This window comes from Streptomyces sp. NPDC019890 (assembly GCF_044903445.1).
Taxonomy (GTDB): Bacteria; Actinomycetota; Actinomycetes; order Streptomycetales; family Streptomycetaceae; genus Streptomyces.
The window spans coordinates 572192-586594 of record NZ_JBJDQK010000001.1 but is presented as its reverse complement, the minus strand read 5'-3'; the positions used below and the strand labels follow the sequence as shown (position 1 = coordinate 586594).

Sequence of the window (14403 nt, the reverse complement as noted above, 5' to 3'; positions counted from 1 at the left end):
AGCCTCCCCTTTCGTTCGAATCTACAAGACAGGACAGGCGACCAGCCAACTCCTTCATGGTTTCGGTGACTGCACCGGGCGCGGCACGGCTTGTGTACTGAGGCCACACAGCGTTAACGGCACATGAATAACCAGTCGAGGGCCGACCGTCCGGGCCCGTTGCGACGAACGACCCCCGATTCAGAAGAAGTGAGAGCCACTCATGGACTTCCTTCGCCCCGCCAGCTGGGAGGAGGCGCTCGCCGCCAAGGCTGAGCACCCCACCGCTGTACCCATCGCGGGCGGCACCGATGTGATGGTCGAGATCAACTTCGACCATCGCCGGCCCGAGTACCTCCTGGACCTGAACCGCATCGGCGAGCTGAACGAGTGGCAGGTCGGTGAGGACACCGTCCGCCTGGGCGCCTCCGTTCCGTACACGCAGATCATGGAGAGCCTCCGGGCCGAGCTGCCCGGTCTGGCGCTGGCGTCGCACACCGTGGCCTCTCCGCAGATCCGCAACCGCGGCGGCGTCGGCGGCAACCTCGGCACCGCGTCCCCCGCCGGTGACGCCCACCCGGCGCTGCTCGCCGCAGGCGCCGAGGTCGAGGCCGAGTCCGTACGGGGCAGCCGTCTCATCCCCATCGACGAGTTCTACACCGGCGTGAAGCGCAACGCGCTCGCTGCGGACGAGCTGATCCGCGCCGTCCACATCAAGAAGGCCGACGGACCGCAGCAGTACTCCAAGGTCGGCACCCGCAACGCGATGGTCATCGCGGTCTGCGCCTTCGGCCTGGCCCTGCACCCCGAGACCCGCACGGTACGCACCGGCATCGGCTCCGCGGCACCGACCCCGGTCCGCGCGAAGGCGGCCGAGGAGTTCCTGAACGCCGCGCTCGAAGAGGGCGGCTTCTGGGACAGCAAGAAGATCATCACCCCGTCGATCGCCAAGCAGTTCGCGGAGCTCGCCTCCGGCGGCTGCAACCCGATCGACGACGTGCGCGGCACCGCGAGCTACCGCCGCCACGCGGTCGGCATCATGGCCCGCCGGACCCTCGGCTGGACCTGGGAGGCCTTCCGCGGCAACGAGAGGAGCGCACAGTGCGCGTGAACTTCACGGTCAACGGTCGTCAGCAGGAAGCCGACGACGTGTGGGAGGGCGAGAGCCTTCTCTACGTACTGCGCGAGCGCATGGGCCTGCCGGGCTCCAAGAACGCGTGCGAGCAGGGCGAGTGCGGTTCCTGCACGGTTCGCCTGGACGGTGTCCCGGTCTGCTCCTGCCTCGTTGCCGCGGGTCAGGTCGAGGGCCGCGAGGTCGTGACGGTCGAGGGCCTGGCGGACTTCGCGAAGCAGCGCGCCGAGCAAGCGGGTTGTGCGACCGGCGCCTGCGGCACCTCGCTCCAGGAGGCCCAGCAGTGGAGCGCGAAGGGCACCGACTCGCAGACCGGTGAGGGCACCGAACTCTCGCCGATCCAGCAGGCGTTCATCGACGCGGGCGCCGTCCAGTGCGGCTTCTGCACCCCCGGTCTCCTGGTCGCCGCCGACGAGCTGCTCGAGCGCAACGCCGAGCCGTCCGACGCGGACATCCGCGAGGCGCTCTCCGGCAACCTCTGCCGCTGCACCGGTTACGAGAAGATCCTCGACGCGGTCCGCCTCGCGGCCGCCCGTCAGGAAGAGGCGGTCTGACGATGGCGCAGCATCCACGAGTCGCCACCGTTCCGGCCGGCACTCCCACCAGCATCTCCCAGGGTTCCAAGACCAGGGGCGGCATCGGCGAGTCGACGCTCCGCCCCGACGGCACCCTCAAGGTCACCGGTGAGTTCGCGTACTCCTCGGACATGTGGCACGAGGACATGCTCTGGGGCCAGACGCTCCGCTCCACCGTGGCGCACGCCGAGATCAAGTCCATCGACATCACCGAGGCCGTGGCCATGCCCGGCGTGTACGCGGTGCTGACGTACGACGATCTGCCGGCCGCGATGAAGAACTACGGCCTGGAGATCCAGGACACCCCGGTTCTCGCGCACAAGAAGGTCCGCCACCACGGCGAGCCGGTGGCCCTGGTCGCCGCCGACCATCCGGAGACCGCGCGCCGGGCCGCCGCCAAGATCAAGATCGAGTACGTCGAGCTGCCCCTCATCACGGACGAGGCCTCGGCCACCGCGCCGGACGCGATCCTGGTTCACGAGGGCCGCGACGACCACCACATCGGTCATGTCCCGCACCCGAACATCGTCCACCGCCAGCCGATCGTCCGGGGCAACGCCGACGAGGCCGCCGAGCGCGCCGACGTGATCGTCAAGGGCGAGTACACCTTCGGCATGCAGGACCAGGCCTTCCTCGGCCCGGAGTCCGGCCTGGCCGTGCCCTCCGAGGACGGCGGCGTCGAGCTGTATGTCGCCACCCAGTGGCTGCACTCCGACCTCCGCCAGATCGCCCCGGTCCTCGGCCTGCCCGAGGAGAAGGTGCGGATGACGCTCTCCGGCGTCGGCGGCGCGTTCGGCGGCCGCGAGGACCTGTCGATGCAGATCCACGCCTGCCTCCTGGCGCTGCGTACGGGCAAGCCGGTCAAGATCGTCTACAACCGGTTCGAGTCCTTCTTCGGACACGTCCACCGGCACCCGGCGAAGCTCTACTACGAGCACGGCGCCACCAAGGACGGCAAGCTCACGCACATGAAGTGCAGGATCGTCCTGGACGGCGGCGCGTACGCGTCGGCCTCCCCGGCCGTCGTGGGCAACGCCGCGTCCCTGAGTGTCGGCCCGTACGTCCTCGACGACGTCGACATCGAGGCGATCGCGCTCTACACCAACAACCCGCCCTGCGGCGCCATGCGCGGCTTCGGCGCGGTCCAGGCGTGCTTCGCCTACGAGGCCCAGATGGACAAGCTCGCGGCGAAGCTGGGCATCGACCCGGTCGAGTTCCGCCGGCTGAACGCCATGGAGCAGGGCACGATCATGCCGACCGGACAGCCGGTCGACTCCCCGGCCCCCGTCGCCGAGTTGCTGCGCCGCGTCAAGGCCAGGCCGCTGCCGCCCGAGCAGCAGTGGCTGGCCGCCGGCGAGGAGGCGGACGTACGCGCGCTGCCGGGCGGGCTGTCCAACACCACGCACGGCGAAGGCGTCGTACGAGGCGTCGGCTACGCGGTGGGCATCAAGAACGTCGGCTTCTCCGAGGGCTTCGACGACTACTCCACCGCGCGGGTGCGCATGGAGGTCGTGGGCGGCCAGCCGGTCGCGACCGTGCACACCGCGATGGCGGAGGTCGGCCAGGGCGGTGTCACCGTCCATGCGCAGATTGCCCGCACCGAGCTCGGCGTCACGCAGGTGACGATCGCACCGGCCGACACCCAGGTCGGCTCCGCCGGTTCGACGTCGGCATCCCGCCAGACGTACGTCACGGGCGGCGCGGTGAAGCACACCTGCGAGAACGTCCGCGAGAAGGTCCTTGAGATCGGCCGCCGCAAGTTCGGCTCGTACCACCCCGCCTGGGCCACCGCCGAGCTGCTGCTCGAAGGCGGCAAGGTCGTCACCGACGGCGGCGAGGTTCTCGCCGACCTGGTGGACGTCCTGGAGGACGAGGCGGTCGACCTGGAACTCGAGTGGCGCCACCGCCCCACCGAGGCCTTCGACCTGGTCACCGGCCAGGGCCACGGCCACGTCCAGTACTCCTTCGCCGCACACCGCGCGGTGGTGGAGGTGGACACCGAGCTCGGCCTCGTCAAGGTCGTCGAGCTGGCCTGCGCCCAGGACGTCGGCAAGGCGCTCAACCCGCTGTCCGTCGTCGGCCAGATCCAGGGTGGCACCACCCAGGGCCTGGGCGTGGCGGTCATGGAGGAGATCATCGTCGACCCGAAGACCGCGAAGGTGCGCAACCCCTCCTTCACGGACTATCTGATCCCCACCATCCTCGACACGCCGACCATCCCCGTCGACGTGCTCGAACTGGCCGATGACCATGCGCCGTACGGACTGCGCGGCATCGGCGAGGCCCCGACCCTCTCCTCGACCCCGGCCGTCCTCGCGGCGATCCGGAACGCGACGGGTCTGGAGCTCAACAGGACGCCGGTACGCCCGGAGCACCTCACCGGCACCTGATCCCCAAGCTCTCCGGGCGGTGCGCCGTGCCGACGAACGTCACACTTCTTTGCCGTCCGCGCCGCCCGGAGAAACCAAGTACCGCACCGCTCGCGGTCCTTGCCGCAGTGCAGCGCAGTACCCCAGCACCACACCCAGTTCGTCTCGGGCCGTCCCCCGGGTCGTGCAGCAATGCAAGATCCCAAATCCCGCAGCCTCATTGCTCACGCGGGTGCCCCTGTGAACCTTGGGAGTAGGCACCATGACCCAGCAGTCCCTTGAGACCAAGACAACGGCGGAGGACGCCGGCGCAGGGGGTACCCCCACCTCGCTTCGCTCGCCCGCCGGCCGGTCTTGGCTCGACCGGTATTTCCACATAACCCAGCGCGGGTCGACCATCGGTCAGGAGGTGCGTGGCGGCATCACCACCTTCATGGCGATGGCGTACATCATCCTTCTCAACCCGGTGATTCTGTCGGTGCCTGATGCGACCGGCCACAAGCTCGACGGCGATCAGCTGACCACAGCCACCGTCTTCGCCGCGGCCGCCACCACCATCGTGATGGGCTTCATCGGCAATGTGCCGCTGGCCCTCGCCGCGGGACTGAGCGTCTCCGCCGTCATGGCATTCCAGGTCGCGCCCGAGATGACCTGGGAAAACGCGATGGGCATGTGCGTCATCTACGGCGCCGTCATCGTTCTGCTCGTCGTCACCGGCCTGCGCGAACTGATCATGAACGCCATCCCGCTGGCGCTGAAGCACGCCATCACGATGGGGATCGGCCTGTTCGTCTGCCTCATCGGTCTGGTGCAGGCCGGCTTCGTCACCTCCATGCCGGGACCCGGCGGCATCTCCGGCGCCAAGCCGATCCAGCTCGGCACGAGCGACATGCTCACCGGCTGGCCCGTGCTCTGCTTCGCGGTCACCGTCCTGCTGATCTTCCTGTTGCAGGTCCGCAAGGTCCCCGGCGCGATCCTCATCGGTATCGTCGGCGGCACGGTCTTCGCGGCGCTGGTCCACCAGTTCGCCGGTCTCGACAAGAAGGCCTGGGGCGGACTGAACGCCCCGGAGATCTCCGGCTCCATCGTCAGCACCCCTGACTTCGGCCTCTTCGGCAGCGTCTCCTTCGACGGCATCGGCAGCGTCGGTGGGATCACCGTCGGCGTCATCGTCTTCACCCTGGTGCTGGCCGGCTTCTTCGACGCCATGGGCACGATCATCGGCATCGGCCAGCAGGCCAACCTCGCCGACGACAAGGGCAAGATGCCCGGCCTCAGCAAGGCCCTGGCCATCGACGGTGCGGGCGGCGCGTTCGGCGGCCTGGCCGGCGCTTCCGGCCAGACCGTGTTCGTCGAGTCCACCGCGGGCGTCGGCGACGGTGCGCGCACCGGCTTCGCGAGCGTGATCACAGGCCTCGCCTTCACGCTCTGCCTGTTCTTCACCCCGCTGGCCCAGATCATCCCGACGCAGGTGGCCGCCGGTGCGCTCGTCGTCATCGGATCGATGATGCTGACGAATGCCAAGCACATCGACTGGAACGACCAGGCGACCTCGATCCCGGTCTTCCTGACCACCGTGCTGATGCCCTTCACGTACTCGATCACCGCGGGCATCGCGGCGGGTGTCATCGCCCACGTCCTGATCAAGACCGTGCAGGGCAAGGCGCGGGACGTCGGCTGGCTGATGTGGGTGCTGTCCATCGTGTTCCTGGCGTACTTCGCCCTTCACCCGATCGAGGGCTGGCTGGGAGTCAACTAGCTCCCTTCCGCAGCCTCACACACACCCTTGAGGAGACCGACATGCTGGACATCGCCGACGAGCTGAACCGGTGGGTCGAGCAGGGCCGTGAGTTCGCCGTGGCCACCGTGGTGGCCGTCGGCGGCAGCGCGCCCCGGCAGCCGGGCGCCGCACTCGCCGTGGACAGCGAGGGCACGGCGATCGGGTCGGTCTCCGGAGGGTGTGTGGAGGGGGCGGTGTACGAGTTGTGCCAACAGGCGCTCGAGGACGGCGAAACCGTCCTCGAGCGCTTCGGGTACAGCGACGAGGACGCCTTCGCGGTCGGCCTGACCTGCGGCGGCATCATCGACATCCTCGTCACGCCGGTACGCGGCGGAGTCTTCCCCGCCGCGCTGGTGGCAGCCGCAGGCGGGGAGGCGGCGGCCCTCGCCAGAATCACGGACGGTCCGTCCGATCTGATGGGCCGCGCCCTGCTGGTCCGCCCCGACGGTTCGTACGAGGGATCCTTGGGCGGCCACCCGGAACTGGACCGCACGGCGGCGGCCGAGGCGGGCGCGATGCTCGACGCGGGCCGCACGGGCACGCGGGTCATCGGCGAGGACGGCAGCCGCTGCGGTCAGCCGCTGACGCTCCTTGTGGAGTCCTCGGTGCCCGCCCCCCGGATGATCGTCTTCGGTGCGATCGACTTCGCGTCGGCGCTGGTACGGGTCGGGAAGTTCCTCGGATACCACGTCACCGTGTGCGACGCCCGTCCCGTCTTCGCGACGCGGACGCGCTTCCCGGAGGCGGACGAGATCGTCGTCGACTGGCCGCACCGTTATCTGGAGTCGACGGACGTGGACGGCCGTACGGTCCTGTGCGTTCTGACCCACGACGCGAAGTTCGACGTGCCGCTGCTCGAACGGGCGTTGAAGCTTCCCGTCGCCTATGTGGGAGCGATGGGCTCGCGCCGCACCCACGAGGACCGCAACAAGCGCCTGCGCGACGTCGGCGTCACCGAGCTGGAACTGGCCAGGCTGCGCAGCCCGATAGGCCTCGATCTGGGCGCGCGTACGCCGGAGGAGACGGCGCTGTCGATCGCGGCGGAGATCGTGGCACACCGCCGTGGTGGCTCCGGGGTCTCCCTGACGGGAGCGCACACCCCGATCCACCACGACGGCCAGGACCCGCCGACGGGCCGGATAGCCTCGGTGGCCTGATCCGCGTGAGCCGTGCACGAACCTGATTGCGCATGAACCCGGTTGCACGCGAACCCGATCCGCGTACGGCACCGGTCGCACCCCGAACTCAGGCGATCGGGAGATCCGCCAGCAGCCGCTCGCCAAGGTCCGTACGCGCGTACAGCACCACCCGTCCCACCCTCGACCGGCTCACCAGCCCCGTGCGGTGGAGGACCGCCAGATGGTGCGAGACGGCGCTCGGGGTGACGCCCGTGCGGCGGGCGAGTTCCGTCGTGGACGCAGGACTTGCCAGGAGTGTGAGCAGGTCCGCCTTCGGGCGGCCGATCAGGTCCGGCAGCGCACCGGACGGGCGCGGCGGGCGGGTCTCCCAGAGCGTGCCCACACCGCGGGCCGGATACGAGACCGTCGGCGGCTCGTCGGGGCCGACCGGGCTGATGGCGTGCCGGGCGAACAGCGTCGGCACGAGCCACAGCCCGCGCCCGGCCACCGACGTCGTCAGATGCAGATCCCGGTGGACGAACATGCTCAGTTCGCCGTCCCGCCACACCGCCGTCGCATCGAGCGAGGTGAGCACCGCCGCCGCGCCGTCGCGGGCCAGCATCTGGGCCCGGTGCAGCATGTCCGCCTCCAGGACGGCCCGCATCCGCCGCCAGTGCGGGGCGATCGCCAGCTGCCAGTACGCCTCGACCGTGTCCGCGATCGCATCGCGCAACCGGGCCGGGTCGTGTGCCAGTTCGGCGATACGGGGCGCCGGCGGGCGGTCCGCGTAGGCGGCGCGTACATCCGCCAGGGCCTTGCCGGAGTCGGTGGCGCGTACCCGGCGAAGTTCGTCGGCCACGTCGGGCAGTGGTGAGGTGGGACGGGGAGTGATGAAGTCCGGGATCCAGCCGCTGCCGCCGACCGCCAGTTCACCCAGCAGTTCTCTGTCGAGGCCGTCCGCAGCATCGAGCGCGGCGCGCGTCTGCCGCACCCAGGGCAGATGCAGCACGTACTTCTCGGGACGCCGCAGCGCCCACAGGCTGGTGGCCGTCTCCAGCAGTGGTGAGCACGCGAAACGCATGTCGGCGAGGTCGTCGACCTCCAGGCGGTAATTGAGCATTGAGCCCCAGCCTAAATGTGTGTCGGCGGCGGACCGGACCGCGTTGGGTGGGAGCCATGCCCTCGACACTCTCCCGGGCGGCGACCGTGCTGCCGCCCCGCGGTCCGCTGCGCCCCTACGCGGCCACGACCCTCGCCGACTGGTTCGGCAACGGCCTGTTCCTCACCAGCGCTGCCCTGTTCTTCACCCGCGTCGTCGGGCTCACCCCCGCCCAGGTCGGCATCGGTCTGACCACCGCCGCGCTGCTGGGCCCCGCCGTGTCCGTGCCGGCCGGACGGCTCGGCGACCGTTATGGTCACCGCCGCGTCTGGATCGCCACCGCCCTCGTCGAAGCGTGCTGCTTCGCCTGCTACATGGCCGTCGACTCCTTTCCCGGGTACCTCGCCGTCGTCTGCGTCATCGGGCTCGCTCAGAGCGCCTCACGCCCCGTCAAGAGCGCCTACCTCGCCCGGATCGCCGACACGGCGGCCCTGGTCGCGGCCAGCGCGTACAGCAGGGTGATGGTCAACATCGGATTCTCGCTGGGCAGTCTGAGCGCGGGCGTCGCACTCGTCCTCGACACCCGTGCCGCCTACGCCGCGCTGGTAGTGGGCAACAGCCTCTCGTACGTGGTCGTTGCCGCGGTACTCGCCCGGATGCCGGACGGCCATCCGGTCGCCACGGGGACGCCGGGCCCGCGCGGGCGGGCCGCCCTGCGCGACGGGCGCTACCTCGTCCTCGCCGCACTCTCCGGTCTGCTGTACATCCAGGCGGAGGTGCTCAACCTCGGCGTGCCGCTGTGGATCGCCGAGCACACCCGGGCGCCGCGCTGGTCCTTCGCCGCGCTCATGCTTCTCAACACGGCCCTCGCGATCCTGTTCCAGATCAGGGCGGCGCGCGGCTCCGACACCGTGGCGGGAGCCGCCCTCGCGGGCCGCCGGGCCGGATGGGCGCTGCTCGGGGCGTGCGCGGTGTTCGCCTGCACGGCGTCGCTGCCGCCCGGCTGGGCCGTGGCGGTACTCGCGGTCGGCGTCGTGCTGCTGACCGCCGGCGAACTCCTCTCCTCGGCGAGCGGTTGGGGGCTGTCGTACGGACTGGCCGACCCGGCACGCCAGGGGGAGTACCTCGGCGCCTGGAGCTTCGGCCAGGACCTGGCCAGGGCGACGGGCCCGCTGGTGGTGGCGGTGCTGGTCACGGGCGGCGGCCCGGCGGGCTGGCTGCTGATCGGTACGGCCTTCCTGGCGGTGGGCACCGCGATGGTCCCGATCGGCCGCCGGGCAGCTGCCGCACCCGTTGCCCTGCCCTGAATCAATTCGGATCTCGGTACGCGGTGACGGCGAGTGGGTGCTCGTCCACGTTCACCCGCGGCGGGTGGCGACCACCAGCCGGCAGCGAGGACTTCCGTCCGCCCGCCGTCCGAAGTCCTTCAGCGGCTCCAGCTCCACCGAGAACCCCGCCCGGCCGAGGTCGGCCAGCACGTCCCCAAGTCGCCATGTGCGGTAGTACATGACAAATTGTGGCCGCCACAGCAGATTCCGTACGCGCATCGCCGCGTCGAACCCCCAGAGCTCCCAGTACGGCAATGAGCCGATCCGCGGCGGTGCCGGGACGGGGAAGACGAACCGGCCGCCGGGCCGCAGCGCCCTGTGGACCTGGGCGAAGAGCTCCGGCCGCTCCTTGGGGAGGAAATGCCCGAACGCCCCGAAGCTCACGGCAAGGTCGAAGGCCCGCTCGAAGGGGAGGGCGCGGGCGTCGGCCCGTACCCAGCTCACCGCCACGCCGTCCGATACGTCCGGCAGGGACCGCGCGGCCTCGGCGAGCATGCCCGCGCTGAAGTCGACGCCGGTGACCTCCTCCTCGCACAGCTGCCGCAGGACACCCACCCCGGCGCCGGTGCCGCAGCAGACGTCGAGACCCGCCCGGAAGGGGCCCAGCGGCTCGACGGCACGTGCCACCGCGCCGAGAAGCCGGTCCGAGGTGCGGAAGGGAGTCTCGTCGAACTTCGGCGCCAGCAGGTCGTAACCATGCTCGGTGGAAGAGAGCGCCTGAGCGGCCAGTTCGCGGAAGGTGGGACCCGAGGGAGTGAACATCACTCCATCTTCCTCCGTATACGTGGGGGGTCCGTACGCATCCGGTACGGGGCCTTGGCAGGCAGGGGAGGCAGCTTCATGGCCGGCAGTAATGTCACCGCACTCTTTCGTGCATCCACCGCTCACAGCCCGTCGTACTTCACGCTGAACCGGGCGGGCGGCGGGGCGGCCGGCGAGATCACCGACTTCTGCATCCCCTGCAACCCGTACTTCCCGACCCCCGCGATGTTCGACCAGCTGGGCCGCAGTCTGCGCGAGATCCTCACCTACTACCCGAGCAGTGCGGACACCATCACCGCCGAGCTCTGCCAGGTCCTCGGACTCAATCCGCAGACCGTCGCCATGGGCAACGGCTCCACCGAACTGATCACCTGGATCGACCACTTGCTGGTCCGCGAGTCCCTGGCCGTGCCCGTGCCGACCTTCGGGCGATGGACCGACCAGCCGATGGAGACCGGCAAGCGCGTCGACATGCTGCTGCTGCCGGAGGCACACGGCTTCGGCCTGGACCCGGCATCTTTCGTGCAGTTCGTACGCAGCCGTGGCTCGCGGACCGCGGTCATCTGCAACCCCAACAACCCCGACGGCGGCCTGCTGCCCAAGCAGCAGGTGATCGCGCTGCTCGACTCCCTCCAGGATCTGGATCTGGTCGTCGTCGACGAGTCCTTCCTCGAGTTCGCGGACGCGGAGCAGGAGGCGAGCGTCGCCGCCGAGGCCGTCATGCGGACGAATGTGATCGTGCTGCGCAGTCTGGGCAAGAACTTCGGGCTGCACGGGGTGCGCTTCGGCTATCTCGTCTCCAATCCGACCCTCGCCGGGAAGATCCGGTCCGCGCTCCCCAAGTGGAACCTCAACTCCTTCGCCGAGACCGTGGTGTTCATGCTGAAGGAGCACCGCCAGGAGTATGCCGAGAGTCTGCACCAGGCACGCCGGGACCGGCAGGAGATGACCATGCGGCTCTCCCAGCTGCCGGGCCTGACCGTCTATCCCTCGCAGGGCAACTTCCTCTACGTACGCCTGCCGGAGGGGGTGGACGGGACCGTCCTGCGGGACCGGCTGCTCGCCGAGCACGGCGTGCTGGTGCGCGAGTGCAGCAACAAGGTGGGCAGCTCCAGCCGCTTCATGCGGCTGGTGGTGCGCCCGCAGCAGGACCAGATGCGGCTGATGTCGGCGATGGAGCAGGTGCTGTACGGGCGCGCCCCCGTGCCGGAGCCGCGGCCGGAGCCGCTGGCGCCGATGCTCGCGCAGGCGCCCGAGCCGCAGCCGCAGCCGCAACTGCGGGCACAGGTGCAGCAACCGGGGCCGATGCCGATGCTGGCGCTGGCCCAGGAGCCGGTCTCGGCGCGGGGGCTCGGCCCGGTCCCGGCAGCCGAGCGGCCCGCCGCGAGCGCGCTCATCGGGGCGCCGGCCGGTGGGATGGCCGGTGGGATGGTCGGCAGTGCGGGCGGCGGGATGGTCGGGGCGGCGAGGGCGGCGGCGGGGGGCTACACGTCGGGGACGGCGGCGGTGGACCGGCTGATCGCCGGAGCGTAGAAAATCAGCCCCTCCGGCGATTGAGGCGCTGGGGGTCCCCCCACGCCCCCAGGGCGTAGGGGGCGGGTCCGGGGCGGAGCCCCCGCCCGGGGTCCGGGGCGGAGCCCCGTGGGAGTGACCGGCCCCGTGGCTAGAGACGGAACGTCGGGTTCTGGGACCGGACCTTGTGCACAGTGGAGCAGGACCCGCCGCCCCGCCGCCCCTAGCCTCGCCGCATCAGCAGCCTTGGCAGCAACGAGGGGCGGTACCGGTGAACTGGCTCATCCACGACTACCGCGAGAGCGATCTCGCGGCAGTGGTCCACCTGATCGACACCACGGCCGAGCTCGGGCAGGAGTCGGTCTTCTCGCTCGCCGAGTGCATCGGCGCGCTCACCTCCCGGCAGCCCGCCGTCGTAGCCGTCCACCAGGGCGTCCCCATCGGCGCGGCGCTCGCCTGCGTGGCCGGCGAACGCGCCTGGGTGATGCGTATCGCCATCTCCTCCGCCTGGCGCGGCCGGGGACTTGCCAGCGCCCTCCTGGTCGAACTGGAGCGGCGGCTCGTCGCCGCCCGGGTCGGCCGTATCGCCTATGTGCTGCCCGAGGAGGAACTGCTCGGCGAGGGACTGCTCAACGCGGGCTACACCCGGCAGCCCGCCGTCGCCTACTTCGAGAAGGTCGAGCCGCTGCACGGACCCGCGGCCAGCCTGCTCGAAGACCTCGGCGGACGGTTCCTGCCGAGCGACCTGTGGGCCAAGGTGGCCGGCATGGAGGCGGAGAAGGACCTGATCGAACGGCGCGTCGTACTGCCGCTGGCGCAGCCGGAGCGGGCCGCCAGGCACGGGGTCAGGCCGCCGCGGGCCATCGCCCTGTTCGGTCCGCCCGGGACCGGGAAGACGACCTTCGCCCGGGGCATCGCCGCCAAGCTGGGCTGGCCGTTCGTCGAACTGCTCCCGTCCCGGCTGGCCGACGAGGGCAATCTCGCGGCCGCCCTGCGCAGCGCCTTCGCCAGGATCGCGGAGCTCGAGCGGGTCCTCGTCTTCATCGACGAGGTCGAGGAGATCGCACCGGTGCGCACCGAGCCCGCGCAGCCCGGCGGGATGCACGGGGTGACCAATGAACTGCTCAAGCTCATACCGGGTTTCCGGGAGCGCGACGAACGGCTGCTGGTGTGTGCCACGAACTCCGTACGCTCGCTCGACCCGGCGTTCCTGCGTCCCGGAAGATTCGACTATCTGATCCCGATTGGCACCCCGGACACGGAGGCGCGGGCGGCGATCTGGTCCCGGTACACCGATGGCAGGCCCGATGCGGATGTGTCGGTGCTGGTGGCGGCCAGTGAGCTGTTCACTCCGGCCGACATCGAGCATGCGGCCCGGATCGCGGCCCAGGCCTCCTTCGAGCGGGACCTGGAGACGCTCGGGACCTCGTCCCGGGCCACCGGCGAGGCACGGGCGCTCGGCGCGAGCACCGAGGACTATCTGGCGGCCATCGCCCAGTGCCGGCCGACGGTGACGCCCGCGATGATCGAGGAGTTCGGCGCGGACATCACGGCCCACGCCCGCTTCTGACGTAAGACTTCTGTCATCCGCCGGGCCGTCTTTCGCGGCGCGAAGTCCCGTTGAATGGACGGGCCCGGGCAGATCGCCCGGGCGGACATCGGGAGGACGTCGTGGCACGCGTGCGGTTGTTGCTGAAGAGGCCTGTGGTCATCTCGGTGCTGGTCGTCGGTGCGATGGCGCTGGGCCTCGGGCTCTACTGGTTCCAGCCGTGGAAGTTGTGGGTCGACGAGACGGTACGGGACGAACTCCCCGCTGCCGCCGCGACTCAGGCGGCCGGGGAGCCGGGGACCGCGGCGACCGCCGCCGCCGACCCGCAGACCCTGGCGTCCGGCACGCTCATCAGCCATGAGCACCACACCTCGGGCTCGGCCCGGATCGTCCGGCTGCCCGACGGCTCCCGCATTCTGCGGCTGGAGAACCTGGACACCAGCAACGGTCCTGATCTCCGGGTGTTGCTGACGGACGCCCGCGTGCGGCGGGGCACGGCGGGCTGGCGGGTCTTCGACGACGGCAAGCATGTCAGCCTCGGCAAGCTCAAGGGCAACAAGGGCGACCAGAACTACGTCCTGCCCCGGGACCTCGATCTGGCCGGCTACACCAGCGTCAGCATCTGGTGCGACCGCTTCGACGTCTCCTTCGGCGCCGCCGAGCTCGCCCCGCCCGCGTAGTACACGGTGACGATGTAGGGGGCGCGCGGCGCAGCATGAGCTGCACCGGGCTGCCGCCGAGAACGACGTCATCGTTCATGTGGACCTCGTCAACGAGACCGTCAGGCGGAATGCGGCACTGTCCAGCGCTCTGGCGGACCTGGGCGCATCCCAGACCTCCCAGCAGTTCGTACGCCTCCGCGACATCGAGGACTTCGTGCTGGGATTTTCCGCCAGGCCCTGTCCGGCGCGCGGTCCGCGCGCTCTCCTGAGGCGCACACGGCGGGCGTGAGTGACGATGGACCGGGAGGCCGCCATGGACCAGAGCTACGAACTTGTATTTCAGGCGCCCGCCGGGGAGGACGACGTGGTGATCGTCCGGAGCACCGGACGGTCGGGCGCGGGCGGATATCCGATCTACCAGGACGAGACGGGAATCGTACGCGCGGAGATCAGCGACCGGGGAGAGGTACGGATGCTGGCGAGCGGAGGCCACCAGGTGCCCGGGACGCCGGTGAAGGTGCGCTCACTCAGCTCGTGA

At 70.4% G+C, this 14403-nt stretch carries 12 protein-coding genes; 10 read left to right on the top strand and 2 right to left on the bottom strand.

The genetic code is table 11. The features are described from left to right. Positions 1–202: 202 nt before the first annotated feature. The 5 genes from ACI2LP_RS02565 to ACI2LP_RS02545 all read left to right on the top strand — a co-directional run bounded on the left by ACI2LP_RS02565 (position 203) and on the right by ACI2LP_RS02545 (position 6992). Entirely contained in the window at positions 203–1090 is an 888-nt protein-coding gene (locus ACI2LP_RS02565; protein ID WP_404722684.1) for an FAD binding domain-containing protein, read from the top strand. Continuing rightward, entirely contained in the window at positions 1081–1665 is a 585-nt protein-coding gene (locus ACI2LP_RS02560) for a (2Fe-2S)-binding protein (protein WP_404722683.1), read from the top strand. Before ACI2LP_RS02565 ends, ACI2LP_RS02560 begins: the two co-directional genes overlap by 10 nt. A 2-nt stretch (positions 1666–1667) precedes the next feature. Beyond that, positions 1668–4076, top strand: coding sequence for a xanthine dehydrogenase family protein molybdopterin-binding subunit (locus ACI2LP_RS02555; RefSeq protein ID WP_404722682.1), 2409 nt, complete (start codon positions 1668–1670; stop codon positions 4074–4076). A 241-nt stretch (positions 4077–4317) separates the two neighbouring features. Continuing rightward, on the top strand, positions 4318–5814 hold the full coding sequence (locus tag ACI2LP_RS02550) for an NCS2 family permease (RefSeq protein ID WP_404722681.1): 1497 nt from the start codon (positions 4318–4320) through the stop codon (positions 5812–5814). 41 nt (positions 5815–5855) lie between these two features. Then, positions 5856–6992 carry an XdhC family protein gene (locus tag ACI2LP_RS02545; protein WP_404722680.1) on the top strand — a complete coding sequence of 379 codons (1137 nt, stop codon included), beginning with the start codon at positions 5856–5858 and terminating at the stop codon, positions 6990–6992. 88 nt (positions 6993–7080) lie between these two features. Here ACI2LP_RS02545 and ACI2LP_RS02540 read toward each other — a convergent pair whose 3' ends face one another. Further along, on the bottom strand, positions 7081–8073 hold the full coding sequence (locus ACI2LP_RS02540) for a DUF5937 family protein (protein ID WP_404722679.1): 993 nt from the start codon (positions 8071–8073) through the stop codon (positions 7081–7083). A gap of 56 nt (positions 8074–8129) precedes the next feature. On the opposite strand from ACI2LP_RS02540, the gene ACI2LP_RS02535 reads away from it, so the two are divergent. Continuing rightward, positions 8130–9359 (top strand): MFS transporter, encoded by a 1230-nt coding sequence (locus tag ACI2LP_RS02535; protein WP_404722678.1) that lies wholly within the window; start codon positions 8130–8132, stop codon positions 9357–9359. Positions 9360–9410: 51 nt separating this feature from the next. Here the strand turns inward: ACI2LP_RS02535 and ACI2LP_RS02530 are convergent, their stop codons facing one another. Then, positions 9411–10142: a class I SAM-dependent methyltransferase gene (locus ACI2LP_RS02530; RefSeq protein ID WP_404722677.1), complete on the bottom strand. Its 732-nt coding sequence runs from the start codon at positions 10140–10142 to the stop codon at positions 9411–9413. 78 nt (positions 10143–10220) lie between these two features. On the opposite strand from ACI2LP_RS02530, the gene ACI2LP_RS02525 reads away from it, so the two are divergent. From ACI2LP_RS02525 to ACI2LP_RS02510, 4 genes are all read left to right on the top strand, one after another. Further along, positions 10221–11675 carry a pyridoxal phosphate-dependent aminotransferase gene (locus tag ACI2LP_RS02525; protein WP_404722676.1) on the top strand — a complete coding sequence of 485 codons (1455 nt, stop codon included), beginning with the start codon at positions 10221–10223 and terminating at the stop codon, positions 11673–11675. Between the two features lie 250 nt (positions 11676–11925). Further along, positions 11926–13224 (top strand): ATP-binding protein, encoded by a 1299-nt coding sequence (locus ACI2LP_RS02520; RefSeq protein WP_404722675.1) that lies wholly within the window; start codon positions 11926–11928, stop codon positions 13222–13224. 101 nt (positions 13225–13325) lie between these two features. Next, entirely contained in the window at positions 13326–13883 is a 558-nt protein-coding gene (locus tag ACI2LP_RS02515; RefSeq protein WP_404722674.1) for a DM13 domain-containing protein, read from the top strand. A gap of 295 nt (positions 13884–14178) precedes the next feature. Beyond that, entirely contained in the window at positions 14179–14403 is a 225-nt protein-coding gene (locus ACI2LP_RS02510; RefSeq protein WP_360868880.1) for a DUF6296 family protein, read from the top strand.